General features: G+C 54.4%; 20 protein-coding genes. 13 read left to right on the top strand and 7 right to left on the bottom strand.

Annotation, left to right across the window (positions count from 1 at the left end; translation table 11 throughout):
• The first annotated feature begins 69 nt into the window (after positions 1-69).
• The 11 genes from H8B15_RS17235 to H8B15_RS17185 all read left to right on the top strand — a co-directional run bounded on the left by H8B15_RS17235 (position 70) and on the right by H8B15_RS17185 (position 16,506).
• Complete coding sequence (locus tag H8B15_RS17235) at positions 70-651, top strand: LOG family protein (protein WP_187320892.1); 582 nt, start codon at positions 70-72, stop codon at positions 649-651.
• A 132-nt stretch (positions 652-783) separates the two neighbouring features.
• The gene (locus H8B15_RS17230; protein WP_187320891.1) at positions 784-1,365 is read left to right on the top strand and encodes a glutathione peroxidase; all 582 of its coding nucleotides are present in this window, start codon (positions 784-786) and stop codon (positions 1,363-1,365) included.
• Between the two features lie 98 nt (positions 1,366-1,463).
• The gene (locus tag H8B15_RS17225; RefSeq protein ID WP_343069176.1) at positions 1,464-2,156 is read left to right on the top strand and encodes an HAD family hydrolase; all 693 of its coding nucleotides are present in this window, start codon (positions 1,464-1,466) and stop codon (positions 2,154-2,156) included.
• 49 nt (positions 2,157-2,205) lie between these two features.
• On the top strand, positions 2,206-3,150 hold the full coding sequence (locus H8B15_RS17220) for a 1,4-dihydroxy-2-naphthoate polyprenyltransferase (RefSeq protein WP_187320890.1): 945 nt from the start codon (positions 2,206-2,208) through the stop codon (positions 3,148-3,150).
• Positions 3,151-3,814: 664 nt separating this feature from the next.
• Complete coding sequence (locus H8B15_RS17215; RefSeq protein WP_187320889.1) at positions 3,815-5,482, top strand: cellulase family glycosylhydrolase; 1,668 nt, start codon at positions 3,815-3,817, stop codon at positions 5,480-5,482.
• Between the two features lie 39 nt (positions 5,483-5,521).
• On the top strand, positions 5,522-7,519 hold the full coding sequence (locus H8B15_RS17210) for a 7TM diverse intracellular signaling domain-containing protein (RefSeq protein ID WP_187320888.1): 1,998 nt from the start codon (positions 5,522-5,524) through the stop codon (positions 7,517-7,519).
• A gap of 451 nt (positions 7,520-7,970) precedes the next feature.
• A complete protein-coding gene (locus H8B15_RS17205) occupies positions 7,971-11,105 on the top strand; it encodes a SusC/RagA family TonB-linked outer membrane protein (protein WP_187320887.1) in 3,135 nt (1,044 codons plus the stop codon).
• Between the two features lie 21 nt (positions 11,106-11,126).
• Complete coding sequence (locus H8B15_RS17200) at positions 11,127-12,659, top strand: RagB/SusD family nutrient uptake outer membrane protein (protein WP_187320886.1); 1,533 nt, start codon at positions 11,127-11,129, stop codon at positions 12,657-12,659.
• Between the two features lie 33 nt (positions 12,660-12,692).
• Positions 12,693-13,940, top strand: coding sequence for a PKD domain-containing protein (locus H8B15_RS17195; protein WP_187320885.1), 1,248 nt, complete (start codon positions 12,693-12,695; stop codon positions 13,938-13,940).
• A gap of 50 nt (positions 13,941-13,990) precedes the next feature.
• Positions 13,991-14,896 (top strand): glycoside hydrolase family 16 protein, encoded by a 906-nt coding sequence (locus tag H8B15_RS17190; RefSeq protein ID WP_187320884.1) that lies wholly within the window; start codon positions 13,991-13,993, stop codon positions 14,894-14,896.
• Between the two features lie 338 nt (positions 14,897-15,234).
• Complete coding sequence (locus tag H8B15_RS17185) at positions 15,235-16,506, top strand: glucose/galactose MFS transporter (protein WP_187320883.1); 1,272 nt, start codon at positions 15,235-15,237, stop codon at positions 16,504-16,506.
• 85 nt (positions 16,507-16,591) lie between these two features.
• Here the strand turns inward: H8B15_RS17185 and H8B15_RS17180 are convergent, their stop codons facing one another.
• The gene (locus H8B15_RS17180) at positions 16,592-18,091 is read right to left on the bottom strand and encodes a DEAD/DEAH box helicase (protein WP_187320913.1); all 1,500 of its coding nucleotides are present in this window, start codon (positions 18,089-18,091) and stop codon (positions 16,592-16,594) included.
• Positions 18,092-18,321: 230 nt separating this feature from the next.
• On the opposite strand from H8B15_RS17180, the gene H8B15_RS17175 reads away from it, so the two are divergent.
• Positions 18,322-19,065: a class I SAM-dependent methyltransferase gene (locus H8B15_RS17175; protein WP_187320882.1), complete on the top strand. Its 744-nt coding sequence runs from the start codon at positions 18,322-18,324 to the stop codon at positions 19,063-19,065.
• A gap of 155 nt (positions 19,066-19,220) precedes the next feature.
• On the top strand, positions 19,221-20,024 hold the full coding sequence (locus H8B15_RS17170) for a hypothetical protein (protein WP_187320881.1): 804 nt from the start codon (positions 19,221-19,223) through the stop codon (positions 20,022-20,024).
• Positions 20,025-20,188: 164 nt separating this feature from the next.
• Here H8B15_RS17170 and trpS read toward each other — a convergent pair whose 3' ends face one another.
• The 6 genes from trpS to H8B15_RS17140 form a co-directional block, all read right to left on the bottom strand.
• The gene (gene trpS, locus H8B15_RS17165; protein WP_187320880.1) at positions 20,189-21,166 is read right to left on the bottom strand and encodes a tryptophan--tRNA ligase; all 978 of its coding nucleotides are present in this window, start codon (positions 21,164-21,166) and stop codon (positions 20,189-20,191) included.
• Positions 21,167-21,267: 101 nt separating this feature from the next.
• On the bottom strand, positions 21,268-22,017 hold the full coding sequence (locus tag H8B15_RS17160; RefSeq protein ID WP_187320879.1) for a queuosine precursor transporter: 750 nt from the start codon (positions 22,015-22,017) through the stop codon (positions 21,268-21,270).
• A 61-nt stretch (positions 22,018-22,078) separates the two neighbouring features.
• Positions 22,079-23,170, bottom strand: coding sequence for a Gfo/Idh/MocA family protein (locus tag H8B15_RS17155; RefSeq protein ID WP_187320878.1), 1,092 nt, complete (start codon positions 23,168-23,170; stop codon positions 22,079-22,081).
• 169 nt (positions 23,171-23,339) lie between these two features.
• Positions 23,340-24,254, bottom strand: coding sequence for a ribonuclease Z (locus tag H8B15_RS17150; RefSeq protein WP_187320877.1), 915 nt, complete (start codon positions 24,252-24,254; stop codon positions 23,340-23,342).
• Positions 24,255-24,375: 121 nt separating this feature from the next.
• Positions 24,376-24,750 carry an STAS domain-containing protein gene (locus tag H8B15_RS17145; protein WP_185280723.1) on the bottom strand — a complete coding sequence of 125 codons (375 nt, stop codon included), beginning with the start codon at positions 24,748-24,750 and terminating at the stop codon, positions 24,376-24,378.
• Between the two features lie 91 nt (positions 24,751-24,841).
• A complete protein-coding gene (locus H8B15_RS17140) occupies positions 24,842-25,681 on the bottom strand; it encodes a DUF4198 domain-containing protein (RefSeq protein ID WP_187320876.1) in 840 nt (279 codons plus the stop codon).
• Positions 25,682-25,731: the final 50 nt, after the last annotated feature.

Genomic DNA, 25,731 nt, shown 5'->3' with positions numbered 1-25,731 from the left:
CATCAACCCGCTCTATAGCTTAAGGCGTAGACTCTAGGCTGTAGAGCGGATAAAGTTTATAATGCAATTATGAAATCAGTAGCAGTATACTGCGGCTCCAGCATCGGCCGCAACGACCTCTACCGGCAGCAGGCGCACGAAATGGGACGTATTCTGGCCGAGCGTGACCTGACGCTGGTATACGGCGGCGGGAAGGTAGGGCTAATGGGCGCTATTGCCGACAGCGTGCTCCAACACGGCGGCCAAGCTATTGGCGTCATTCCCGAATTCTTAGCCAATAAAGAAGTAGCGCATCTGGGCCTGACGGAGCTGCACGTGGTGCAATCCATGCATGAGCGTAAGTTGAAAATGGCCGAGCTAGCCGATGGCTTTGTGGCTATGCCTGGCGGCTATGGTACTCTGGAAGAGCTGTTTGAGGTGCTGACTTGGGGGCAGTTGGGCTTACACCCCAAGCCCATTGGGGTGCTGAACGTAGCCGGTTTCTACACCCACCTGCTCCGCGCCCTCGACCACATGGTAGACGAAGCTCTACTCCGCTCCGAAAATCGCCAGCAACTGCTGCAAGCCGAAACGCCCGCCATTTTGCTCGACCACATGGCCGCTTATCAGCCTGCGCAGGTAGAAAAGTGGCTGACACCCTCCAAAACGTAAGCGCAGAGCTGTTTTCCGCGAGAAAGCAGAACCGTTGTATCCAACAAATACGTACCTTCTCCTGCCGAAACCAATGAGCTAGTTTAGTGGTTTGTCGGTTGCATATCTTCCACTTCTCCCTCGATTACTCTCATGAAAATTTCGTCGCTGTTTCTGCTCGGCACCTTGGCTATTGCTGGTCTCTCGGCCGCCACGTTTGCCACTCAACCTACTCCTGCCATGACCGAAGCGCCCGCTGCCCCCGCCACTGTGTACGACTACACCGTGAAAACCATTGACGGGAAAGAGGTGAAGCTGAGCCAGTACAAGGGTAAAAAGCTGCTCATCGTGAATACGGCTTCTAAATGCGGCTACACGCCTCAATACAAAGAGCTGGAAGAGTTGTCAAAAAAGTACGCTGGCAAGGTAGTCGTGCTGGGTTTCCCATCAGATAGCTTTAACCAAGAGTTAGACTCCGATGCCGAAGTAGCCTCGTTCTGCGAGAAAAACTATGGTGTTACGTTCCCGCTGTTCAGCACCGTATCGGTGAAGGGCGATGATGCCGCACCACTGTACAAATTCCTGTCTGACAAATCGAAGAACGGAGTTGTGAGCGACGCTCCGACATGGAATTTTTGCAAATATCTTGTCGATGAGAAAGGCCACGTGGTAGCGTTCTACCCATCCAAGGTGAAGCCTATGAGCGACGAACTGGTAGCCGCCATCCTGAAGTAAACTAGTTACTAAATTGTAGTATTCCGGACAATAGGAGAAGGTTCTGCCGCTTCCTGCTGTCCGGATTATTATTTTATGTGGGTAGGCTGCCTACCTTCGTGGCTCCTGCCACCACAAGCTGCTTTTGTATGATACGCACGGTTATTTTTGATATGGATGGGGTGATTGTCGATACGGAGCCTGTACACCGTTATGCTTTTTTTCGGCATTTTGAGGAACTAGGTATCGATATGTTGGATGAGGAATATGCGACGTTCACCGGATCTTCCACCAAAAACGTGTATCAGCAATTGAAAGAGCAGTATGGGCTTTCTGCTGGTGTTGATGAGTTGATGGCCCGAAAGCGGGAGTTCTTCAACCGTGCATTTGATGAAAAGCCAGACCTCTACCTGCTAGGTACTGTTCGTGCCCTTATTGAAGACCTGCACGCGCACGATTTTCAATTGATTCTGGCTTCTTCGGCTTCAAAAGGAACGATAGGCCGGGTTATGAAGCGGTTCGACCTGTACCCCTATTTCGACCACGTGCTTAGCGGCGAGGACTTCACATACTCTAAGCCCGATCCAGCTATTTTCGAACAGGCTGCGTCCCTAGCCGTCGGCTCCAAAAAGGAGTGCGTCATTATTGAAGACTCTACCAATGGTATTGCTGCAGGCAAAGCCGCAGGAATTTATTGCATTGGCTACGATAGTGAGCACTCAGCCTTGCAGGATCTAAGCCAGGCAGACTTGGTTATTCATGATTTTTCTGAGTTGAACGCTGCCACCATAGCGGCCATTGAGCCAGCATAAGTCTGGCTTTCCATCCTCTCATTTCCCTACCCTGTATTTCTGCTTCACAATGGCTGCTTCTGCTTCTGCCACGTCCTCTGGTGCCGTTAGTCCAGCCAAAGCCTGGATTTCAGCTTTCCGGCCGCGCACCCTACCCTTATCGCTGGCCAGCATCTTCACTGGAGGATTTCTAGCGGCAGCTCACGGGCAGTTTCGGGGTAGCGTGTTTGCCATAGCTGTCCTGACTACCATTCTGCTGCAGATCTTAAGCAACCTAGCCAACGACTACGGCGACTCCCAAAATGGCGCCGACAGCATCCACCGCGAAGGACCACAGCGGGCGGTGCAGGCCGGCCACATCACACCAGCCCAGATGAAGCGCGGCATGCTCCTTTTCGGGGCTCTGTCCCTGGCCTCTGGCATTGCGCTGCTGTGGGTCGCGCTGGGACTGGCAGCTATGTGGATTACAATTAGCTTTTTTCTGCTGGGGCTGGCAGCTATTTGGGCAGCCATCAACTACACAGCAGGAGCCAAACCCTACGGCTACGCTGGGCTGGGCGACATATCGGTTTTCTTATTTTTTGGATTGGTTGGTGTGTGCGGCACATACTACCTCCAAACCCAAGCGTTGCCGCTACTAGTGCTACTGCCAGCTGCTGCGCTGGGGTGTTTCGCAACTGCTGTGCTGAACGTCAATAACATCCGGGATATCCGCTCCGATAAGCTGGCCGGCAAAATCACGATTCCGGTGCGGCTGGGGCCAGTAACTGCTCGTCGCTACCACTGGCTACTGATAGGGACGGGCTTCTCCTGTGCGGTAGTATACGTCATACTTACCTATTGTTCGCCCTGGCAGTGGCTGTTCTTCTTATCAGCACCTCTACTATTGCGCAATGGTCAACAGGTTTGGCAACGCCAGGAGTCGATGCAGTTAGACCCTTTATTGAAACAGATGGCTATGAGCACGCTGGCTTTTACCCTCCTGTTTGGGGTAGGGCAGGTAGTAGGTAGCTAATAGGAGCTAAGCTAGTCTATTAGATAGAATTCCTTATACAAACAGCGCAAACGATTTCGTAAGCAATGAATAATATCTCATTATCCATTCACCATGCTGTTGTTTTTTATTTGTAAAGGCTGCTCTTTCATCTGCCAGTAATAGCCAATACGCAAGGGTCGGAAACATCACTATGTGTGTAATAAGTGTATAACGTAAATTGTGCTACACCTGAAAAAGCTGATTTAAACGTAATTACCAAGCTTTTAAAGTTTGCATTTAGCACACTCGCCACTCTATATTTGGTTACCTTTCCACAAGGGACCACTCGTTAGAAGCGCATTTATCCAAAAAGCGCAAACGTTATAGCAAGAGTACATTTGCATAGCGAATCACGCATCCTCGGCGCATGTCATAGCTAGCTTATGAACGGGTACCAAAAGTGGAATAGGTAATTCTGCCCCTATCTACAATCCCACTCTTTATGGTGCTACGTTTCCACCAGTTCGTTGCTCTGAACAGGCAATGGACTTGTCTGCTTACTGGTTTGCTGATACTTCTTTCTAACAGGAGCGAAGGGCAGAGCCTGCTACGAGCAAAAGACGCTACTATTGTAGATGCACAAGGAAAGGAAGTTGTCCTGAAAGGAGTAGGACTAGGAGGCTGGTTGTTGCAAGAAAGCTACATGCTAGGTACCGACACGCTGAACGCGCAAGGACGCATTAAGCGAGCCATGCGCCGCACAATGTCAGCAGGTGAGGTAGAGAACTTCTACAAGCAGTACCGCGACGGATTTATAACGAAGGCTGATATTGATTTCGTTGCCGCTCAAGGTTTTAACTGCGTGCGCCTACCTATGCACTATGACCTGTTCCTGACGACTGCCCAGCGTCGTTTGCGCGAACAGGCCTTAGACCAGGCCAGTGCTGTGCCAGCCTATGTGGCGGCACTGGCAAAATGGTACGATGCAGACCAGCTATTCGCGAATCCGAAAGAATTGGATGGATTCCGTTACATCGATAACCTGCTGGCATGGTGCAAGGCTAATAAGCTATATGTAATTCTCGACCTACACGCGGCTCCTGGTGGCCAGGGTGCCGACCGCAACATCAACGACGGTATTGTGCCGTTGGATCTATGGAAACGGCGTGATGGCAAAGGACGCCTTATTTACCAGGACATTACTGTGCGGCTGTGGCAAAAGCTGGCCGCCCGCTACCACAACGAGCCTTGGGTAGCAATGTATGATGTTATAAATGAGCCGCATGGCATGGATGCCACTCACGGCATGGCCGGTGACAACTCAGAAGCGCAAACCCTGTATAGTCGTCTGATTACGGCCATTCGGGCGCAAGGTGATAAGCACCTAATTATGCTGGAAGGCAACGGCTACGGTAACGAATACACAAATCTGACACCTGATAAGCTACTAGTAAAGGACAAAACAAATTTGGTATACAACGCTCACCGCTACTGGTGTACCAACGACCCTACCATAAGCGACGCAAATCCTAACCAGATCAACCTGATTTACAACTTGGTGGCTTTCCGGGAGCGATGGCAGGTACCGGTGTGGGTAGGGGAGACCGGCGAAAACTCCAACGAATGGCTAACTGCTGCCGCACAGGCTTTGAATAAGCAGCATATTGGCTGGTGCCATTGGAACGTGAAGCGAGTAGCTGGCACTACCAGTCTACTTAATATTAAGCCCTACGGCTCTATCCTAACGCCGGAGGGCAGGACTACTCTGCTGCGCAACATTCAGTTCCGCAACTGTGAGCCCAACCACGACGTGCTCGACGCGTTGATGCGACAGCCTGGCACGACAGCTACTACGCCCTACACAACACTAACGCTACCTGGTACTATAGCTGCTACCCACTATGATATGGGTAGGGCAGGAGTTGCCTACCAAGATAGTGTGTATCAAAAAACGGACTACCGCCGACCCGACCGCTGGAACCTGGGTGGCGCCAGCCGTAACGATGGCGTAGATGTGGGCGTGGCCCACGATGGTGGTGACACCGCGCTGGCCGTGCAACACATGACCGCCGGAGAATGGCTCCAGTACACGGTAAATATCAAACAGGCTGGACGTTATACCATACAGGCACGAGTGGCAAATGAAGGTGCGTCTCCCGCTAAGCTACAGCTACGAGTGGCCGACAAACTCATTGCTACCCTGGCCGTTCCGCCAACAGACAATGCCGGCACCTGGACTACATTGACAACAACGACAACTGCTCTGCCAGCTGGACAGCATACGTTGCGTGTGTACGTGGCAGAGCCGGGTGCCCGATTGGGCTGGCTACAATTCAATTTAGTAGCGGCGTCAACTCAGAGTGGCCAGTAAACAGGCGCTAAGTCGTTTCATATCCTGATAAAAGACGGTATGAGTCTTCCTTACACAGTGTTGTGGCATTCCACCAAGTGGTTTTCGCTGGGTATAGTATGGTTAATAAGCTTATTGGGTGGTAGTTCGATATGTCGTGCCGCAGTGCGGGAAGACACGCTGCACATTACCACGAACATAGACGAACTGTTTCTTACCCCCGCTGCCTATAGTGTACTGGAGGATCCTACAGGCCGGCTCACCATTCAGGATGTGCACAAGCCGGAGTGGTCGCGACGTTTTATGGTTGCAAGCCAAGCGTTTACTAGCATTCAGCATCCATCGGCTACTTATTGGCTGCGCCTAACGCTGCACGATGCCGAACAGGCGGAGCGCCACTGGTACCTGGAGTTGCTGGACTCCCACATTAACAACATCTCACTCTACCAGGATGAAAATACTGCCCCTGCAGTGCGTACGGGAGCAGACTTGCCTTTTAACAGCCGGCCGTACTTCTACAAAAATTTTCTGTTCCGGCTCCCGTTGACCCCAAATAAGACACATACTTATTATATCCGACTACAATCGAGCTCTAGAACATCCTTTCTGGCCCGACTGCGCACGGAAACAATCCTTGCCGGTCATTTTCAGCGCGAGTATGGCCTGTTGGGTGGGTTCTATGGTGTGCTGTTGATTATGGTCATCTACAATCTATGCATCTACCTGTTTATTCGCGAACAGATGTATTTGCGGTATGTGGCCTATGTGCTGAGCTGTAGCCTAGTGTTTTTATCAGAAGATGGGTTGGGCTTTCAGTATCTGTGGCCTACGCTACCCTGGCTGAACCAGCTAGTGAATGCGGTAGCCCCAGTACTGCTGCTGCTCACGTTCAGTTACTACGCCCGGCAGTTTATGGACTCTGCAGAGCGGCTGCCGCAGTATGATGCGTGGGTGCGGCGTGTAGTGCTAGGTAGTGCTGCGCTACTATTAATCGATGCCTTAATGCTGCATTCAGGGCTAGGGTTCTGGCTTTACCCACTACCGTATACCATGGTGTGCTATCTAGCCGTGCGGGTATATCAGCGCGGCTTTCGGCCGGCCATTTTCTTTTTAGCTGCTCATAGCTTTGTTGCTATCAGTGTGTTATTTCTGGTTTTACGAAAACTGGGTATTCATGCGCTTACCAATACCTTCACGGTATACAGTATGAACGTGGCCTTCGTGCTAGAAATAGCTGTGCTGTCTTATGCGCTTGGCGATAAGATAAAGGCCATCAAAGACGCTACTATTCGGGCACAGGAGCGGTTGGTGAAACAACTACGCAAGCGGCAGCATGCCCAAAGCCAGTTGCTGGAGCAATTGCAACAGAATCAGCACCTGAAAGATCAACTTAACTCCGAGCTGGAAGCTCAGGTGGCGCGCCGAACGGAAGAGCTGCGCCATCAGAGCGAAACAATTGCCGGTCAGAACCGCGAATTGGTACAGGCAAACCGGTTGCTGGCGCTACAATCGGCAGCCATTGAGAAGCTAAATGCGGAGCTACAGCACGATTTACAACAGGCGCAGGAGGCACGGGTGCTCTCTCGCGAGGTAGATTTTGGAGAGTTCAGCCAAATCTACCCAGACAAAGAAGCGTGCTTAACCTACCTAGCCGAACTAAAGTGGAGCAGCGGCTACCAATGTCGTCGCTGTGGCCACGAAAAGTATTGCGATGGGCGCGAGGCCCATTCTCGGCGTTGTACCCGCTGCCGGTACGTAGAGTCGGCCACTGCCTACACACTTTTTCAGAAATGTAAATTCTCGATTGTAAAGGCTTTCTACGCAGTGTTTTTGCTGCACACGCACCACGGCAATTATTCTTCTCAGGAATTATCGCGGGTATTAGATCTGCGGCAAGGAACCTGTTGGAGCTTCAGCCAGAAAGTAGCCGAAGCAATGCGCCGCCGAGAGCAAACTCCTGAATATGACGAACAAGAAAGTTGGACAAAGTTACTCTTAGATACGCACGAAGTAGGTGTAGAAGACTCACTAGTAGAGCAGGGTTCGGCAGAACAATAACTATCTAGGTGTTTTTAACTGCAAACGATTTCTGTATTTCATGATGAATGCAAAAAAATAATCTGCTTAAGCCTTTCTTAAAGCATTGTTTTTTAACTGTACGAATGAGTCATGTGCAAATCAAAGAACAGGATCTAAACCATGAATATGTATGTGCAACGTGTGTAGTAAGTGTGTAATTTACTTGTGCGGTAGTTGAAAAATAGCCATTTACACGTTGTGTAGAGGGTTTTTAGGTTTGCATTTGCCAAACAAGTCAGGATATCTTTGACTTGTTGATTACGCCGCTTACAAGAGCAAGCATTCTTATCAAGCCATGGGTTTGACCATTGTGCTGATGAGTGTTGATGTTAGAGGCTTTTTCACTAAGATATTATCGTTGAATTCCTAAATCGATTTCTGAAAACGCTTTCAGTATTCGGTATTTCCTAATTCCCACACCATTTTCTTCATGAAGCACAACTCCTACTCACTCTTTTTCAGGCGGCGGGTAGTACTACTGGCTGCCTGTGGGCTACCGGTAGCAGCGCTACCCGCAGCAGGGGCCAAGGCACCCGTCGGTCCGTTCTCGATGCTGCCGGGGAAGTACTTGGCAGATGTTCCCGTATCAGGCCGCGTAACGCAGGCCAACGGCGAAGGGCTTCCCGGTGTCACTGTAATTGTGAAGGGTACTACCCTGGGTACTTCTACAGGCGCCGATGGGTCTTTCTCATTGAATGTTCCAGAGGGAAGCACACTGGTAATTAGCTCAGTGGGCTATATCAGGAAAGAGGTACCCATCACAGGCGCAACTAGCAACATCAATGTCAGCTTGCTGGAAGACCGTCAGGCGCTGGGCGAAGTGGTGGTAGTGGGATACGGCACCCAGGAGCGCGGCAGCGTAACGGGCGCTATTTCGTCGGTGAACGGGCAGGAACTGGTACGTCAGCCAGTGGCCGATGTGACGCAGGCCTTGCAGGGCAAAGCGGCCGGTGTGACTATCACCTCAAACGGCGGTGCCCCCGGTGGCGCTGCTGGTACATCGGTGCGGATTCGCGGTATAACGTCGGCTGGCAACAACGCACCGCTGTATGTAATAGATGGCTTTCCCTTGCCTTCCGGTAGCGAAAATCAGCTTAATGCCATTAGCCCTAATGATATTGAGACGATTGATGTACTGAAGGATGCCTCTGCTACCGCTATCTACGGGGTGCGTGCGGCCAACGGGGTAGTAATTATTACCACCAAACGAGGCAAGGCCGGCAAGACTACGTTCAACGTAGATGCTTACCGGGGTGTGCAGACGGTAGCGCGCAAGTTGGACCTGCTCAACGCGGAAGAGTACGCTACCATCAACAATGAAAGCCGGATAGCCGCTGGCAAGCCCATTGTGGTAGACCGACTGCGTGACCCCGCCGCGCTAGGAGAGGGCACCGATTGGCAGGATCTGGTCTTCCGGCGCGCCAAAATTCAGAACTATGCTCTCTCAGCTACTGGAGGCAGCGAGAAAGCACGCTTCGCCTTGTCTGGAACCTATTTCCAGCAGGATGGTATCATTGTGGGTTCACATTTTGAGCGTTTCACGTTGCGTGCTAATGGCGACGTGCAGGTGAATAAGATGCTGAAGCTAGGCAACAGTATTCAGCTCACACACCTAAATGACCGCCAGATCACATCAAACGACGGGGAGTATGGCACTGTGCAGCAGTTACTGCGCATTCCTGCCATTGTGCCGGCATATCGTCCCGATGGGTACTGGTACCAGCCGAACGGCGCAACGGACAATTTTACCGAAGAAAACCCGCTGGCCACGGCACAACGTGTCAACCAGAAATTCACGCGAAACCGTGCTCTGAGCACATTCTTTGCGGAATTGGAGCCTCTGACTGGATTACGATTCCGAACCAACGTAGGCTTTGACTTTGTATTCGACAACTTCAATTCCTTCGCGCCGGCCGGGCCGGTTCTGGCGGGCTACACCCAGCGCTACAACACTGCCGGTGCTTCGGCTACGGCCAGCTACGCGCCCAGCTACCTTATCGAAAACACGCTGACCTATGACCACCTGTTTGCCGACAAGCACCAGGTGACGTTTCTGCTCGGTCAGTCGGCGCAGGAGTTCAACTATAGCAATGTAGAGGCCTACCGTTCGCTGTACCTGCGCAACGATTTGCAGGTTATTAACGCCGGCCCCATCAATACGCAGCTGAGCAACGCGGGTGCCATCAGCCCCTCGCAGCGTCTGGCTAGCTATTTCGGGCGTCTTAACTACGAGTTTGCTGGTAAATACCTGTTGTCGGCTGTGGCACGCTACGACGGCTCTTCCGTATTCCCTCCCGGTGATAAGTTCGGTTTCTTCCCCGGTATTTCGGCCGGCTGGCGCATTTCGGAGGAGGAGTTCCTAAAAGGTAGCCGCGTCATCAGCAACCTGAAGTTGCGGGCCGGCTATGGCAAGGTAGGTAACCCGCTGAACGCCGGTCGTTTCGCCTACCTCTACGCCATCAACTTCGGCATTACCTACCCCTTCGGACCAGATGGTACCATCAACACGGGTGGAGCTCCTACCCGGCAGGCCAACCCCAACCTGCGTTGGGAAAACAACAACCAGACAAACGTTGGTATAGATGTAGGTTTGCTGGAAAACCGTTTAGAAGCCAGCATCGATGTGTACAACCGCAAATCGCCCAATCTGATTGCCGGGGTGCCGGTTTCCTACGTAACAGGTACCTACGAAAACGTCAATACCAACGCGGCCTCGGCCTACAACCGTGGTATCGACTTCTCGCTGACCTCGCACAACTTCACAGGAGCGGGCCAAGCGCTCAGCTGGACTACTACGCTGAACGTATCGGGCTACAAAACCAAGCTGGAGTCGCTGGGGGCAGGCCTACCCTACAACGGGGCTGGCACGCTGAGCGGCAATAGCATTGTGCGCTACGACGAAGGGTACGCCTTTGGCTCGTTCTACGGTTGGGTAGCCGATGGCTTGTTCCAGACGCAGGAAGAGGTAGATACGCACGCCACGCAAACATCCGGCACGCGCCCAGGCGATATTCGTTTCAAAGACCTGAACGGAGATGGTATCATCAACGCCGACGACCGGAAGTTTATCGGCAACCCAAACCCGAACTTTACTTTTGGTATTACCAACACGCTGAACTACAAAGGCTTTGATCTGAGCTTCTTTATCCAAGGTGTGCAGGGCAACGATGTGTATAACCTGAACCGCTACCTGTTGGAGAGTGCGCTATACGGCTCGTTTAGCGGTGGCACCCGGGTGCTGAACCGTTGGACTGGTCCTGGCACCAGCAACGATGTGCCCCGCGCCATCGACAGCGACCCGAACCAAAACCTACGGGTGTCTACGCACTTCATTGAGGATGGCTCATATGTGCGTCTCAAGAACCTGACGTTGGGTTATTCACTGCCCCAGAGCATTACAAATCGTTTCGGCTCCTCGCAGCTGCGCGTGTACGTAACGGGGCAAAATCTGCTGACACTGACCAAGTACAGCGGCTTCGACCCAGAGGTAAGCGCTAGCGGTGTCGACCAAGGCATTTATCCGCAGTCGCGGGTGCTGATGGGTGGTATCAACATCGGTTTCTAATCTGTTTCAATTCCCACGAGAATGACTATCACAAAATATACCTGCGGTGCTTTCCTGCTGTCGTTGGGCCTGTTGACTACCAGCTGCGGGGAAAAATTTCTGGAGGAATCTCCCTCTGACCAGATAACGGACGCCAACTTTTACAAAAACCAAACCGACGCCATTCAGGCCGTAACGGCCGCGTATAGCGAGCTAACCAAAGCCGGTCAGTACAACAGCGCCCTGTGGGGCATGGATATCATGGCTGATATCTCGACCACAGGTGGCGGTGGCGGTAGCGACGGGATTGAGTATACCCAGCTCGATGACTACAACATTCCGACTACCAACCTAATAGCGCAACAGCTCTGGCAGGGTAGCTACATCGGGGTAGGGCGGTGCAATATTGTGCTGCAAAAAGTGCCGCTTATCACGGAAATTGACGCCACCATCCAGAAGCGTAGCCTGGGGGAAGCACAGTTTCTGCGGGCGAAGTACTACTTCGATCTAGTGCGGGCTTTTGGCGATGTGCCGCTGGTGACGGTGCCCCCCGCCAGCGCTGCGGAGGCCAACGTGGCCCGCTCCCCAGCAGCCGACGTGTATAAGCAGATTGAGCAGGACCTGAAAGACGCTATTGGGAACCTGCCCGCGTCGTATAGCGGTGCCGACCTGGGCCGGGCTACCAAGTGGGCAGCCACGGGCCTGCTGGCGAAGGTATACATCACGCAGGGCAACAAAGCCGGCGCTGCCGAGCAGGCCCGCGCGGTCATTTCGGGGTCGGGTAAAAGCTTGTGGGCCAACTACGGCGACAACTTCAAAACGGCCAACGAAAATGGCAAAGAGTCGCTGTTTGAGGTGCAGTACATCAACGGCCGCAACGAGTACGACCGCAACAATGTGGGCTCGGCGCTGAATGAGTTCCTGGGGCCACGCGGCCAGAACCAGACGCCGGGTAGCGGTTATGGCTTTGATATTCCGGAGCCGGATTTCGTGAATGGCTACCTGGCCGGTGACACGCGGAAGCCCGTCACCATCTGGGCGCCTGGCGACACCTACCCCGATGGCACCAAGAACCCTGCTACGCTAGGTGGCTCGCCATTTGGGTACAGCTGCAGAAAATGGTTTGTAGGTAAAGTGAATACCAACATCTGGGATTCACCCCTCAACGTGCCAGTACTACGCTTAGCCGAAATGTACCTGATTCTGGCCGAGGCAGTAGGACCTACACCCGAAGGCTTTGAGGCTATCAACAAAGTGCGCCGTCGTGCACTTGGGGTAGACTATAACACGGCCAATGCTACCGCCGACCTGAATGCCGGCAACACACCTGATTTCACAGCTGCTGTTCTGCGTGAGCGTAAGTACGAGTTAGCGTTTGAGTTTGACCGGTGGTTTGATCTGAAGCGCTACGGCGGCACCCCATACGGCCTGGTAGCGGTAATGACCGCGCAGAGCGCCTACCTCAAAACGCTGGGTATCAACAGAGGGGTGCCCACGCCCAACAACCTGGTGCTGCCTATCCCGCAGTCGGAGCGCGACGTGAACCCCAACCTGACCCAGAACCCCGGCTACTAAGCCGCTTTTACAGACGCTTTCAGCCTATTTGATATGAAAATTACCAGGAACAAAGCAGTGTGGGCGCTATTGGCGAGCCCACTGCTCTTCACCGGCTGCGACAAAAACGACGAGGGGCAACTGGAAGGCGCACTGCCGTCGCCCAGTTTCACCAGCACCGTCAACTCGACGCAGTTTCCCGTGAAAGTCACGTTTAACAACACCAGCGAAAACGGCTTCATCAACGAGTGGGAATACGGCGACGGCACCACTGGCACTGGCTCGCCCGCCACGCATACCTATAATACGCCCGGCACTTATAAAGTACGGCTGCTGGTATCAGGAAAGGGTGGCTTCGCGCAGACATCGCAAACCGATGTGGTAGTGCCTTCGGCCTGCGGCAACACCGGCTTTTCAGTGCTGGTAGCCTGCAACGGCAGCGCACCATCGGCGCGCGTTTGGACGTTTTCGAATGAAGCCGGCGCAATTAAGCGCTTAGATGCCAATAACAACGTTACGTCTTCGTCGGCCGCCAATGCCCTGGCTTCTTGCCAGGCCGATGACCAATTCAGCTTCAGCGGCAGCTCTTTCACCTACACATATACTACGAATAATAAGTGCGGTAGCGAAGCCAACGCCTCGACCAGCTTTGTGTATAAGCCAGGTAGCAATGGGCTAGGGCAGCTAACCCTGAGTAGCAGCAAAGCCTACATTGGCGAGCAAGTAGCGCTGAGAGACAGTACTTACACCATTGTAGAAGCCAGCAATACCATTCTGCGCCTGCGGGGTACACTAACAAACGGTACTAAAACTGAGGTGACGCTGGTGCCCTTCGATGCCGTAACCCGCGTGAAGCAATTGCTGACGGGCGGTACCCAGAAAACCTGGATGCTCGACAACTCGGTGGAAAAAACCATTACGGTAGGTACTGAGGGTAACCCTACCCAGTATTACGGTGGGGGCAGTGTTGGTGCTCTGCCTGCCTGCCAAGCTGATGACGAGTTTACGTTCTCTGCTACCGATATGTTTACCTACAACGCCAAGGACGAAACGTTTGTGGCTGGTAGTCCTGGTAGCTGCCAGGCCGCTCGTTCGGGTACTTCGGCCTACACCTTTGGGCCGGCCGATGGCGCTGGATTAGCCCAGTTGGTATTTGCGAAAGCGGGTACGTTTATCGGCATCACCGATGCACCGGATCTTACATACCGTATTCTTTCCATCACGGATAAAAACATGGTGATACGTGCTGGTACGGGCAAAAACAACGGTACCGTATTCGATATCAAGCTGATTGCCAAATAGCTTCTCGTGCCGGATGAACTTGTTCATCCGGCATTTGCCTTTCTCTTAGTATGAAGAACCCCCCCATACCTTCCCGATCTTTTCATTTCCGCAAAGCCGGGACCAGTGCACTGCTGGCCCTGAGCTTACTAGCCTGTACGGAAGAAAAAAAGCCAGATATTCCGGCGCCTACCCCCGACCCGACCAGCACCACCGCGAATGCAGAAGCCAAAGACTACGCGCAATACACTGAGCTGATCTGGAGTGATGAGTTTGACGGTGGCGGCGCCGTAGACCAAGCCAAATGGACGCAGGAAACCGGTGGCAGTGGCTGGGGCAACAACGAGCTACAGTATTACACCAACTCCATAGAAAACTCTTACGTGTCGGGTGGTAATCTGGTCATTGAAGCCAAGAAACAAAGTAAAGAGGGCCGCGATTATACGTCTGCCCGTCTCATTACCAAAGGCAAACAGAGCTTCACGTTCGGCCGCATTGATGTGCGGGCCAAACTGCCCAAAGGGCAAGGAATGTGGCCCGCCATCTGGATGCTGGGCAGCGACATCGACCAAAACAATTGGCCGGCGTGTGGCGAGATTGACATTATGGAGCTGCGGGGGCACGAGCCAAACAAGATACTCTCTACCATGCACTATGGTAGCAGCACGTCTACCCATCAATACAAAGGGTCGGAAACCACACTCGCCAGTGGCGATTTCGCCAACGATTTTCACATTTTCAGCGTGGTGCGTAGCAAGGATAAAATTCGTTCTTACGTAGATGGACGCGAGTTTTATTCTTTCACGACGAACGATGTTTCGCCCTACGCATACCCGTTCAATAATCCATTTTTCGTGATTCTAAACGTAGCGGTAGGAGGCAATTTTTTGGGCAATCCTACACCGGCGACTATCAATACAACCACTTTCCCTCAGCAGATGCTAGTGGATTACGTGCGCTTCTATCAATACAAGTAAAGTGTGGGGAAAGCAGCGGGGTATAGGGGTAGGAGCGATGCTTGCTATGGTATAGGAATGTTGTTCTTTGCCTTCATCAACAGGCAGGCTTGCAGTATATTATGAATTTGTGTCTGCCTGTTTAGGCTTAAAAGCAAAGTGATTTTAGCAAAATAGTATCGCTAGTGTTGTCAGCTATATCTGCGGTGTGGCATAGCTGCACCGAGTTTCCGGGAGCCGGTTCCGCTTGTTGTTAGGGTAGCGGGCCGGCTCTTTTGGAATGGCCTATCTGCGTTATTCAGTGTAAATGTTGGAAAAAACCGGGTAATTGCGTCATTCTTCCAATTATTCTTTCATTCATGGCTGGTCCTCCACAATCCAATTCACCAACTCTTGCGGTTGATAACCTCCCTGATGGGGGTAAAAGTTACACCTCAGCGCTAGCTTCTCTAACGGTCTTGTTCTTCATGTGGGGGTTCATCACCTGCCTGAACGACATACTGATTCCCTTTCTCAAAGTCATCTTTAGCCTCAGCTATGCGCAGGCTAACCTGATTAATTTTTGCTTTTTTGGAGCTTTTTTTCTCGTGAGCATTCCTGCCGGTAAGATGGTGGCGCGGGTAGGCTACAAAAATGGCTTGCTGATAGGACTGCTAGTTGCTGCATTGGGCTGTTTCCTGTTTTACCCTGCAGCTGGTAGCAGAGCATACCCTCTGTTTCTGGGGGCCTTATTTATTCTGGCTTCTGGTATTACGATACTACAAGTAGCTGCAAATCCATACGTAGCCATCCTGGGCAAGCCGTCGTTGGCTTCGGCCCGACTCACGCTTACGCAGGCCTTCAACTCGCTGGGGGTATTCATTGCTCCGTACATCGGCTCCATCCTCATCCTCTCGCATTTGCCCGAGCTGGACAATGTAGCCCCCGAAACGATTGACATTGGAGCATTGCAGATTCCCTACCTGGTATTCGGCGGTATTTTGCTATTCGTGAGCATCGTGCTGAGCCGGCTCAAACTACCGGTTATCGCACACACCACCCCCGATGGCTACTCTGCTGCCGACATGGGGCGGGCATGGCACCGCCGCCACTTGGTGCTGGGGGTAATTGGCATTTTCACCTACGTAGGTGCCGAGGTAGCCATTGGCTCGCACATCGTCAACTACCTCAACCTGCCCGATGTGATGAATATGTCGCCAAAAGAAGCCGGCATTATGCTGATGTTCTATGGCGGTACGGCCATGGTAGGGCGCTTCCTTGGCGCGTATCTGCTAGGTCGATTCCCAACGGGGCGGCTGCTGGCCATCAACGCTGTGGGAGCAGTGCTGCTGATCTTACTTTCCGTAAGCTCGACCGGCGAAGTAGCCATGTGGACACTGCTGGCTGTAGGCTTTATGAACTCCCTGATGTTCTCCGCCATTTTCACGCTGGCAGTGGCAGACCTGGGTTCCCTCACGGAAGAAGCGTCTGGCTTATTGTGCACTGCCATCGTAGGTGGCGCGCTCATTCCGCCGCTGTTTGGCTTAATTGCTGACTATCAGAGCTTGCGTTTAGCTTTTATCCTACCAGCGTTGTGTTATGCTTACATTGGATGGTATGGTTTGAGCGGCCACAAGCAAAAAGCACTTTAGTGCTCTGCTAAAACGAATTAGCTAGTAAAAAGAACACCCCCGGTACCAATAGTACCGGGGGTGTTCTTTTGCTGTAGATGGCGCGCTACTCTGCGTTGGAAGAAGCCGGCGCTGAGGTAGGCATGGCTGATGCTTCTGAGGCTTGGCCTTCTGGGCGTGGCCCACGGCCGCCGCGGTTGCGGCCGCCACGCTTCCGGCGGCGTTGCCCTTCGCGTGCCGGCCCCTCGGTGCCAGCAGCTTCGGCAGTAGCTCCCTCTGGGCGCGGGGCGCGGGGAGGGCGGCTATCCGTAGTGGCAGCCGGCGTAGTGCCATCGGCAGCTGTGGTAGGGGCACCCTGGCCTTCGCGGCGCGGGCCACGGCCATTGCGTCGCTCGCCACCTTCGCCGCGGGGCCGGTCGCCTTCGCGGCGGGGGCGGCCACCATCGCGGCCAGAGCTGCCGCGCCCATCGCGCCCACCTATTTTGCCGCGCAGGCCACTAAAACGCTTGGGATCAAACTCGGGGGCTTCGCCTAAGCCCAGCTCTTCCGTGATGTTCTGCTTTTCTACCTCGCGCTCCAGCAGCTTCTCAATCTTCACTACGCGGTCTTGGTCTTGATCCGAAATGAAGGTGATGGCGGTGCCAGTAGTGGCGGCGCGGGCCGTGCGGCCAATGCGGTGCACGTAATCCTCGGCAGCACGCGGAATGTCGTAGTTCACCACGTGGCTCAAGGAGTCGATGTCAATGCCGCGGCTGAGCACGTCGGTGGCTACCAGGATGGGGAACTGCTTGTTCTTGAACTCGCGCATGATCTGTTCGCGCTCCTCCTGCGTGCAGTTTGAGGAAATACCTTTGGCCGCGTAGCCCAACTTATTGATGCTGCGCACAATGCCGCCTACCGCCGCTTTCTGCGAGGTGAACAGCACCATGCTCTGCACTTGCTGATTCTTCAGAATGTGCTCCAACAAGTAGATTTTCTGGCGGTCGAAAGCCATGTAGAACTGCTGGTTGATGCCCTCTGCCGGCTTGGATACAGCCAACCGGATTTCGTCGGGCTCCTGTAGCAGCTGCTTCGAAAACTCCCGGATTTTGTTGGGCATGGTGGCCGAGAACAGCAGCGTTTGCCGCTCCTTGGGCAGGTGCCGCACAATGCTCAGAATATCATCCGAGAAGCCCATGTCCATCATCTTATCGGCCTCATCGAGTACCAGATAGTTGAGCTTCTCGAAGTTTACATAGCCCATCTGCATATGGGCAATCAGGCGGCCAGGGGTTGCAATGATGATGTCGGCGCCGCCGGTGAGAGCACGCTTTTGCTGCTCCCAGCCTTCGCTTTTGCCCCCGCCGTAGATGGCAATGCTGCTGGCCTCTACGAAGTAGCCGAAGCCCGTCACCTGCTCATCAATCTGGGTGGCTAGCTCGCGGGTAGGCACCAGAATGAGAGTGCTGGTGTGCGTGTGCTGAGCGTGCGAAATCTTGTCGAGCAGCGGAATGAGGTAGGCGGCGGTTTTGCCAGTACCCGTCTGGGCGCAGGCAATCAGATCTTTGCCTTCGATAATTTTGGGAATAGCCTGCTCCTGAATAGGCGTGGCCTGTTGGTAATTCATGGCATCCACGCCGGCCAGTAGGTCTTCGTGGAGATTGAAATCGTGAAACGTCAAGGGACAGCAAATATGAAGTGAAAAACAGGCTGACCTTGCGTTTCCGGTCAGCAAAACAGCGGGTAATGTGGTAAAGATACGGCATTTGTACGGTTAGGACCGTACACAAAACCAGGATGCTACGCTTGTGCAACGCTAGTAGCTCCGCAGAAATTCCTCCTATTCTTTGCCTTTGTATGCCTCCGCTCGACCGTTTTTCCTTGCAAGCTGCCCAATATGCGCAGTACCGCATCAACTACCCTCGGGAGTTGTACACCGATCTGTTGGCTGGCCTAGCGTCCCGGCAGCGCGCCTGGGACTGCGCCACCGGCAACGGACAGGTAGCCACCGCGCTGGCCGAACACTTTGCGCAGGTAGACGCCACCGACAGCAGCGCGGCCCAACTGGCAAATGCCGCTCTGCGACCCAATATCACCTACCAAGTGGTCACTGCCGAAGCAACGCCTTTCGCCGACAATACCTTCGATCTAATAACCGTCGGGCAGGCTGCGCACTGGTTCGACTTCGACCGATTCAACAACGAGGCGCAACGCGTGGCCCGGCCAAGGGCTACCGTTGCCGAGTGGGGTTACCAACTGGCTCAGGTGCAGGCCGAGCTGAACCCGGTGCTGGCGCATTTCTATGCCTACACCATGCGCCCGTATTGGGATGAAAACCGCTGGCACATCGACGACCAGTACGCGCGCATTCCGTTTCCGTTTGCGCAGGTGCAGCACCGTACCTACCACGTGCGTCGCAGCTGGACGGCCGCGTGGTTTCTGAAGTATCTGCGCACGTGGTCGAGCGTGGTGAAATATGAGCAGCAGCATGGTACCGACCCGGTGCTGGCCATCGAGGAGGAGGTGACGCAGCGCTGGGGCGCTGGGGAGCGGGAGGTGGTATTTCCGGTGTTTCTGCGGCAGGGAATAGTAGATAAATAGAGGTAAGAAAAGAGAAAATTGCACGCGGCTTATACAGATTCGGCACGCGCAGATTGGCTTGATTTTGTATACTAGCAGCTTGTGTTAACTCAGTTTTCAGCCGCTGTGCGGCCTTGTGTACTTTAACGCGCCGCTCGGGCGGCGCCCTTTCACTTATGGACGATACGCCCCGCTCTACCCCGCCGGCTGCTTTCAGCCCTGAGCAACTCCCTACCCCCAAAAGCGCCACTGCGCCTACCCCCGATACCACGACGGCAACGGCAGAAGAAACCCCCGACCGCCTGGATCAGATCTTTGATGGCCTCAAGCAAAAGTCCTCGGCCAAGCAGCAGATCTACCGCAATACCATTGCCGCATTTGATTTGCTGCGGCAGGTATCGCAGGAGCTAGTGGTGGAGTTGAGCCGCAAGATTACGCCCCTCGATTCGAGCGTGGTGGTGGAGTACCGCCCCATCAACGATATGGAATTCCACATCAAGTTTTCGGGCGATTTGCTGGTATTTGTGCTTCACTCCAACATCGTCACTTTCCCCGACGACTATGGCCCGATGAATACGGCGTATGTGGAGGCTGATTTTCGGCGGCGCTTCTTTGGGCACATCATGGCCTACAACTTCATGGCCGACAGCGTGAAATTTCAGCGCATGAACGACCCTGGCTACCTCGTGGGGCGCCTGCTCGTCAACATCGACAACCACTACTTCCTGGAGGGCGTGCAGCAGCTGGAGCTACCCGACCACGACATGGCCGCCTCGCCCATCACCCCAGAAATGCTGCGCCTATTCGTGGAAAGCGCTATGATTGCGGCCGTCAACAACGACCTCATCGCGCCCCCCATGAACGAAATCAAGAAGATTACGGTGAAGCAGAAGCTTGAAAATCAACAAGTAAGTCGTGGCAGCAAAGTGGGTTTCAGCTTCTCCCACCAGCAACACTTCGGCGAGGGATTAGTGTATTGAGTGAGTGGTGAGATAGTGAGATGGTGAGTTAAAAAACGCGTGTCATCCTGAGCTTGCGAAGGACCTTATTACATTAGAACGATTTGTTGTTACGTCAATCGTTCACGCGTAATAAGGTCCTTCGCAAGCTCAGGATGACACGCGTTTTTTAACTCACCATTTCACTATCTCACCTGATACCCCACCTTCTCACGGACTTTATTGAGGACGGTGCTGCCATAGGCTTGCGCTTTACGGGCGCCTTCGGCGAGGCGGGCGTCTATTTCGGGTAGGTTGTTCATGTAGTAGGCAAACTGCTCCCGCTCGGTGGCAAACCGCTCCCGGATTAGCTCGTACAGCGCCGTTTTGGCGTGGCCGTAGCCGTAGCCGCCGTTCAGGTAGTTGGCGCGCATGTCGGCAATCTGCTCTGGCGTGGCCAGCAAGGAGTAGAGCTTGAAGGTGGTGTCGTTGTCGGGGTCTTTGGGCGCCTCCAGGGGCGTGCTGTCCGATACGATGCTGCGGATGGTTTTGAGCAGGGCTTTGTCGTCCACAAAAATGTCGATGATGTTGCCGTAGCTCTTGCTCATCTTCTGGCCGTCGATGCCGGGAATGGTCATCAGCTGCTGATCGACGCGGGCCTGGGGCAGCACGAAGGTTTCGCCGTAGCGGTTGTTGAAGGCCGCGGCAATGTCGCGGGTGATTTCCAGGTGCTGAATCTGGTCTTTGCCCACGGGTACGATTTCCGCATCGTAGAGCAGAATATCAGCCGCCATCAGTACAGGATAGGTGAATAGGCCCGCATTCACATCGGAAAGCCGGTCCGATTTGTCCTTGAACGAGTGTGCGTTGGCCAGCATGGGGTAGGGCGCAAAGCACGACAGGTACCACGTCAGCTCCGTCACCTGCGGTACGTCCGACTGCCGATAGAACATATTCTTCTCCGTGTCGAACCCGCAGGCCAGCCACGCGGCGGCCACCGCATAGGTGTTCTGGCGCAGCGTATCGGCGTCGCGCACGGTGGTAAGGGAGTGCAGATCAGCAATAAACAGCAACGACTCGTTGGTGCTGGTTTTCGACAGCTCGACGGCCGGAAGAATGGCTCCCAGCAGGTTGCCTAAGTGCGGGCGGCCGGTGCTCTGAATGCCAGTGAGAATGCGGGACATAAAGTTTAGCTGTTAGCTACTAGCTGTTGGCTGTTAGCTGTTTTCAGGGTGATAGATGTGAGTTAGCTAACAGCCAACAGCTAGTAGCTAACAGCTCGAAATTACACGCTCACGTCGGCGGCGGCTTCTTCTTGCAGCTCCTCGGTTTCTTCCCGGCCCAGGTATCGGTCGATGAGGCCGTGGGCTACATAAAGCACCGGCGTGAGCAGAATGGCTGCTGCAAATTTATACCAGTAGTTGGTGTTGGCAACCTGCACCACTTGCGCCAGACTCCAGTTGCCGAACAGGTAGAACGCCACATACAGCACCACAAACGAGTCGACTAGCTGCGAAACCAGCGTGGAGCCTGTGGCGCGCAGCCACACGTAGCGTCCCTTGGTGAGGCGCCGCAGCCATGCAAAAATGGTGGCATCCAAGGCTTGCCCAACGCCAAAGGCCACGATAGAGCCCGTGATGATGCCCAGGCCCTGCCGGAAAATACTTTGGTAGGCAAAGTCGATATTGAACGGTCTACCCTGAGCGTCGGTGCCGTTCACGTCCAGCCAGAACTTGGCCGGCGGCAGGTGCGTGGTGGCCAGAATCACGAAGAACGCGTACAGAATCAGCCCCATCGTGAGAAAGCTCACGCGCAGCACGCCCGCCTTGCCAAAATACTCGTTGATGATGTCGGTGGTGATGAACACCACCGGCCAGATGAGTACCCCGGCGGTCAGGTCGCCGGGTAGGGTAGGGGGTAGGCCCAGGAGGGCATTGGCGGAGAAAATCTTCACGCCGATAATTTCGGCCAGCAGCGCATTCACAATGAAAATGCCGCTGAGCACCAGGTAGAGCTGTTGTTTCTTCTTCACCATAACGGCGGATAGTAAGCCGTAAATCCGTGTGTAGAGTCTCTAGCAGAGCTGGTTAGCTTACTTATTTCGACAGATAAATCGTTTTGCCTTCCTTGGCCGACTGCCGGGCCGCGTCGAGAATTTCCACCACAATTAAGTTGGTATCCAGCGACGACAATTTGTCTTCCTGAATATCGCCCCGCACCACGGCGGCCAGGTAGGCAAACGGCTCATCGTAGGGGGCCTTTGGGGCGGCAATGGTCAGCTCCTGGGGCGCGGCTTTTTCGGTTGGGCGCACGCGCAGCTGGCGGCTATCCAGCGCAAACACGGCGCCGGTTTGCCCATAGATTTCCATGTCTTTGCGGGAGTAGGGCCAGTTCCAGGACGCCTGAATAATGCCCTGCGCGTGTGGGTAAGTCACGACAATCGTGGCCTCGTCATCCACGCGAGGATATACCTGGGGCTGCAAGTGCTGGGTCACGGCCGTTACAGATTGGGGCCGTTGGCCCTGCATCAGCCAGGTCATCAAATCAGCGCCGTAACAGCCGAAGTCGATCAGCGCGCCGCCGCCGTTCTGCACTGGGTCCGTCAGCCACTCCAGAAACTCCGGGTTTACGTTGATGGCCTTGGGGCCTTGGTGGCCATCGTGCACCACCATCTTGCGAATATCACCGATGGTTTTTTGCTGCGTCACCAAGTCGTAGGCGCGGTGGTTGGTGCCGTACCAGCTGGTTTCGTAGTTGGTGAGCAAATGAATATGGTGCTTGGTAGCCAGCGCGGCCATCTGGCGGGCGTGGTCTACGCTCACGGCCAAGGGCTTTTCTACCATCACGTGCACGCCGCGGGGCGCGCAGGCTTGCACCACGGCCAAATGGTCGTAGATGCTATTGAAAGCCGTGACGGCCTGGGGCTTGGTCTTCGTCAGCATCTCCTCCAGGGTAGGATACACCAGCTTCATGCTTAGGCCATACTGCTTGGTGATGCGTTGGGCCAAGTCGCGGTTGGGCTCGGCAATACCCACAATCACTACGTCGCCGCGTTGGGCGCGGCCCAGCAGCACGTGCACGTGCGCGTGTGTGAGGCCGGCAATGCCCACACGTACGGGCGCCGGGGCGGCACTAGCAACAGCAAAAGAGCTGAGCAATAGGGCAAGCAGTAGAATAATTTTGGGCATGGGTGGGAGGGGATAGAGTGGAAAGAAGCTACTTATAAACTTATCGAAACGTCCTGCTGAGCGGAGTCGAAGCATCTCGTGCGCTAACGACCGACAGATAGTATCCAACGTCAGCACGCGAGATGCTTCGACTCCGCTCAGCAGGACGTTCTTGTTTATTTTTCAATTCTTATAAGCTAACCGTTTTGCCTTCCACACCCAATTCTGTATTCGGAAATACTGCTTGGGCTTCAGCCAGCAGTGGTGCCAGGTCGCGATAGCGCGACGAAAAGTGCCCGATAAGCAGCTGTTTCACCTGCGCCTGCTGTGCAAGCAGCGCCGCTTGGTGGGCCGTGGAGTGGTGCGTAAGCGCCGCCCGCTCCCGCATTTCGTCCAAAAACGTGGCTTCGTGGTAGAGCAGGTCTACACCGTGCAGCAGCGTCGCCAGGCCCGGCAGGTAGAGCGTGTCGGAGCAAAAGGCGTAGCTGCGCGAAGGGGTAGGGTCGGTGGTAACGTCGGCGTTGCGGACGAGCAGAGCGCGGGTGGCCGGGTCGTACACGTCTTCGCCCTGCGCGAGGGACGCAAGCTGGGTAGGGGTGAGGCCAGCGGGTAATTGCTCCTTGACGAGATGGCGCCGCCTGGGTTTTTCCCGAAACAAGTAGCCGCAGCACGGAATGCGGTGCTGCATGGGTAGGGTGTGCACCGTCAGCTGCTTGTCCTCAAAAATCTGCTGGTGCTGGGTGGTATCTACCGCCGTAAACAGCAGCTCAAAGTTGAGCTTGGTGCCGGAGTAGCGAAACTGTGTGGTCAGAATCTCGTCGAGGCCGGGCGGGCCAAAGAGTTGCAGCGGATCAGTGCGCCCATGCAGGTGCATGGTGCCCAGCAACCCGAACAGCCCAAAGAAATGGTCACCGTGCAGGTGGGAGATAAAGATGGTGTGGATGCGCGGGTGCCGGATCTTGTATTCCAACAGGCGCCGCTGCGTGCCCTCCCCGCAATCAATCAAGTACTGACTGCCGCCCACCGTGAGGAGCTGTGCCGTGTGGTGGCGGTCCATCACGGGGGTAGCCGAAGCGCTACCGAGTATTTTTAGTTCAAACTCCAAGAGAGTTGTCGGTTGTCAGTTGATAGTTGTCAGTACCAGCGGTATGAAATACAAATTGGTTGTCAGGTGCCGGCTAGATAAAGCCTGACAACTGACAACCAACAACTGACAACCGAAAACGCTATTCTTTGTTGGTCAGGTCGCGCTCGATGGCGTGCAGGAAAATGCGGTCAATGCCTTCTTCTACGGTCGGCAGAATGTGCAGTACCGATTCCAGTTTGGAGATGGTGATGAGCTTCATCACGTGGTCTTGCAGGCCGGTGAGTACCAGCAGGCCGCCGGTGGAGTTGCACAGGCGGTTGGCAATCAGAATAGAGCTAAGGCCCGACGAATCGGTGTATTTCACGTTAGCCAGATCCAGAATCAGGTTGTTGGTGCCTTCGGCATTCAGTTTCACAAATTCCGACTTCAGATCGGGCGCGACAGTGGTATCGAGCTTCTTCTCGTCAATCGTAATTATGGTGTAGGTGTCCTTTTTATCAATCGAGTACTTCATACCGCGTGTTTCGGTGGTTAAGGGAGTTGCGAAGGTAGGAAAAAAATGTTCGAGACGGAGAGAAGAAAGGTACGGGAAAGATAGTAGAATTTTAATAACTAGTTGGACCTACCGTACCGAAGGTGAGGGAGGCCCATGTACTATGCCAATCGGCGCGGGAGTGGTCGGCGGCGGCGGCCATTTGCACGGTGCTTAACAGGTAGCTACCAGAGGTAGATAAGCGTAACAAAATTCGGCCGCTAAGGTTGCTGTAAAGGCGCGAAGCTTTGGGTTTTTGTCCGGGCGGATGCTGCCACACCTGCACCAGCGCCCCCGCAACGGGCTGGCCGGCCTGCTCTACGCGCACCGTGAGCACGGCTCCTGGCCGCAGCAGGTAAGGATTTTGTTCCGGTATCAATTCTAGTGGCAGCCCAAGGGGGTGGGCGTAGGCACGGGCCGTATCGCGGGAGTTGGGCTTGCCCACCTGCATTAGCGTTTTGGCGCATCGTTGGTATGCCTCGCGGGCAGGCTTCATAAGCTCATTGCGCTGCTGGCGCAGCACCAACACCTTGTCCAGCCCCTCCTCCTTCAAATAAGTGTTGAATTGCTCAGCCGTTTGCTCCAGGTAGGCGTCGTTGGTGATGAGGGCTACTACATGCGTGCCGGGTTGGGCAAAGGTGAGGGTCGATTGTATGGTATCGGCTTGGGTGGCGCTAGTGGTGAGGTCTTCGGTGCCGGCCGGACCAACGTGTACAAAGCGCGTGATGCGGCCGCTCTTGCCGGCCCAGCGCTGGCCGGTGAAATTCTCGCCTACCCAGGTTTGGAGCCGAACCGCTTGCCCAACGGCCACCACGTACTGTGGGGGCGCCAGCCAAAACTCGTGCGCAGCCGCCAGCAGCGCGGGCAGGCTAATGGCGAAGGTAAGAACAGTGCTTTTCAGCGCAAGCCGCATATGGGCGAGTGAAAGTTGGGTGGATACTACCGCCTAGGCAGCGGCCTGAG

The sequence above is a fragment of the Hymenobacter citatus genome (assembly GCF_014333615.1).
In the GTDB taxonomy this organism is placed as follows: Bacteria; Bacteroidota; Bacteroidia; order Cytophagales; family Hymenobacteraceae; genus Hymenobacter; species Hymenobacter citatus.
This window is presented reverse-complemented; position numbering and strand designations above follow the sequence as displayed.

What these genes read in the sequence shown, in the direction of transcription:
- H8B15_RS17175 (WP_187320882.1), top strand. Translation starts at nt 18,322, where the DNA reads ATGCCTCCGCTCGACCGTTTTTCCTTGCAAGCTGCCCAATATGCGCAG.
- trpS (WP_187320880.1), bottom strand. Translation starts at nt 21,166, where the DNA reads ATGTCCCGCATTCTCACTGGCATTCAGAGCACCGGCCGCCCGCACTTA.
- H8B15_RS17215 (WP_187320889.1), top strand. Translation starts at nt 3,815, where the DNA reads ATGCTAGGTACCGACACGCTGAACGCGCAAGGACGCATTAAGCGAGCC.
- H8B15_RS17195 (WP_187320885.1), top strand. Translation starts at nt 12,693, where the DNA reads ATGAAAATTACCAGGAACAAAGCAGTGTGGGCGCTATTGGCGAGCCCA.
- H8B15_RS17235 (WP_187320892.1), top strand. Translation starts at nt 70, where the DNA reads ATGAAATCAGTAGCAGTATACTGCGGCTCCAGCATCGGCCGCAACGAC.
- H8B15_RS17205 (WP_187320887.1), top strand. Translation starts at nt 7,971, where the DNA reads ATGAAGCACAACTCCTACTCACTCTTTTTCAGGCGGCGGGTAGTACTA.
- H8B15_RS17230 (WP_187320891.1), top strand. Translation starts at nt 784, where the DNA reads ATGAAAATTTCGTCGCTGTTTCTGCTCGGCACCTTGGCTATTGCTGGT.
- H8B15_RS17170 (WP_187320881.1), top strand. Translation starts at nt 19,221, where the DNA reads ATGGACGATACGCCCCGCTCTACCCCGCCGGCTGCTTTCAGCCCTGAG.
- H8B15_RS17185 (WP_187320883.1), top strand. Translation starts at nt 15,235, where the DNA reads ATGGCTGGTCCTCCACAATCCAATTCACCAACTCTTGCGGTTGATAAC.
- H8B15_RS17220 (WP_187320890.1), top strand. Translation starts at nt 2,206, where the DNA reads ATGGCTGCTTCTGCTTCTGCCACGTCCTCTGGTGCCGTTAGTCCAGCC.
- H8B15_RS17140 (WP_187320876.1), bottom strand. Translation starts at nt 25,681, where the DNA reads ATGCGGCTTGCGCTGAAAAGCACTGTTCTTACCTTCGCCATTAGCCTG.
- H8B15_RS17145 (WP_185280723.1), bottom strand. Translation starts at nt 24,750, where the DNA reads ATGAAGTACTCGATTGATAAAAAGGACACCTACACCATAATTACGATT.
- H8B15_RS17210 (WP_187320888.1), top strand. Translation starts at nt 5,522, where the DNA reads ATGAGTCTTCCTTACACAGTGTTGTGGCATTCCACCAAGTGGTTTTCG.
- H8B15_RS17155 (WP_187320878.1), bottom strand. Translation starts at nt 23,170, where the DNA reads ATGCCCAAAATTATTCTACTGCTTGCCCTATTGCTCAGCTCTTTTGCT.
- H8B15_RS17190 (WP_187320884.1), top strand. Translation starts at nt 13,991, where the DNA reads ATGAAGAACCCCCCCATACCTTCCCGATCTTTTCATTTCCGCAAAGCC.
- H8B15_RS17160 (WP_187320879.1), bottom strand. Translation starts at nt 22,017, where the DNA reads ATGGTGAAGAAGAAACAACAGCTCTACCTGGTGCTCAGCGGCATTTTC.
- H8B15_RS17200 (WP_187320886.1), top strand. Translation starts at nt 11,127, where the DNA reads ATGACTATCACAAAATATACCTGCGGTGCTTTCCTGCTGTCGTTGGGC.
- H8B15_RS17180 (WP_187320913.1), bottom strand. Translation starts at nt 18,091, where the DNA reads ATGAATTACCAACAGGCCACGCCTATTCAGGAGCAGGCTATTCCCAAA.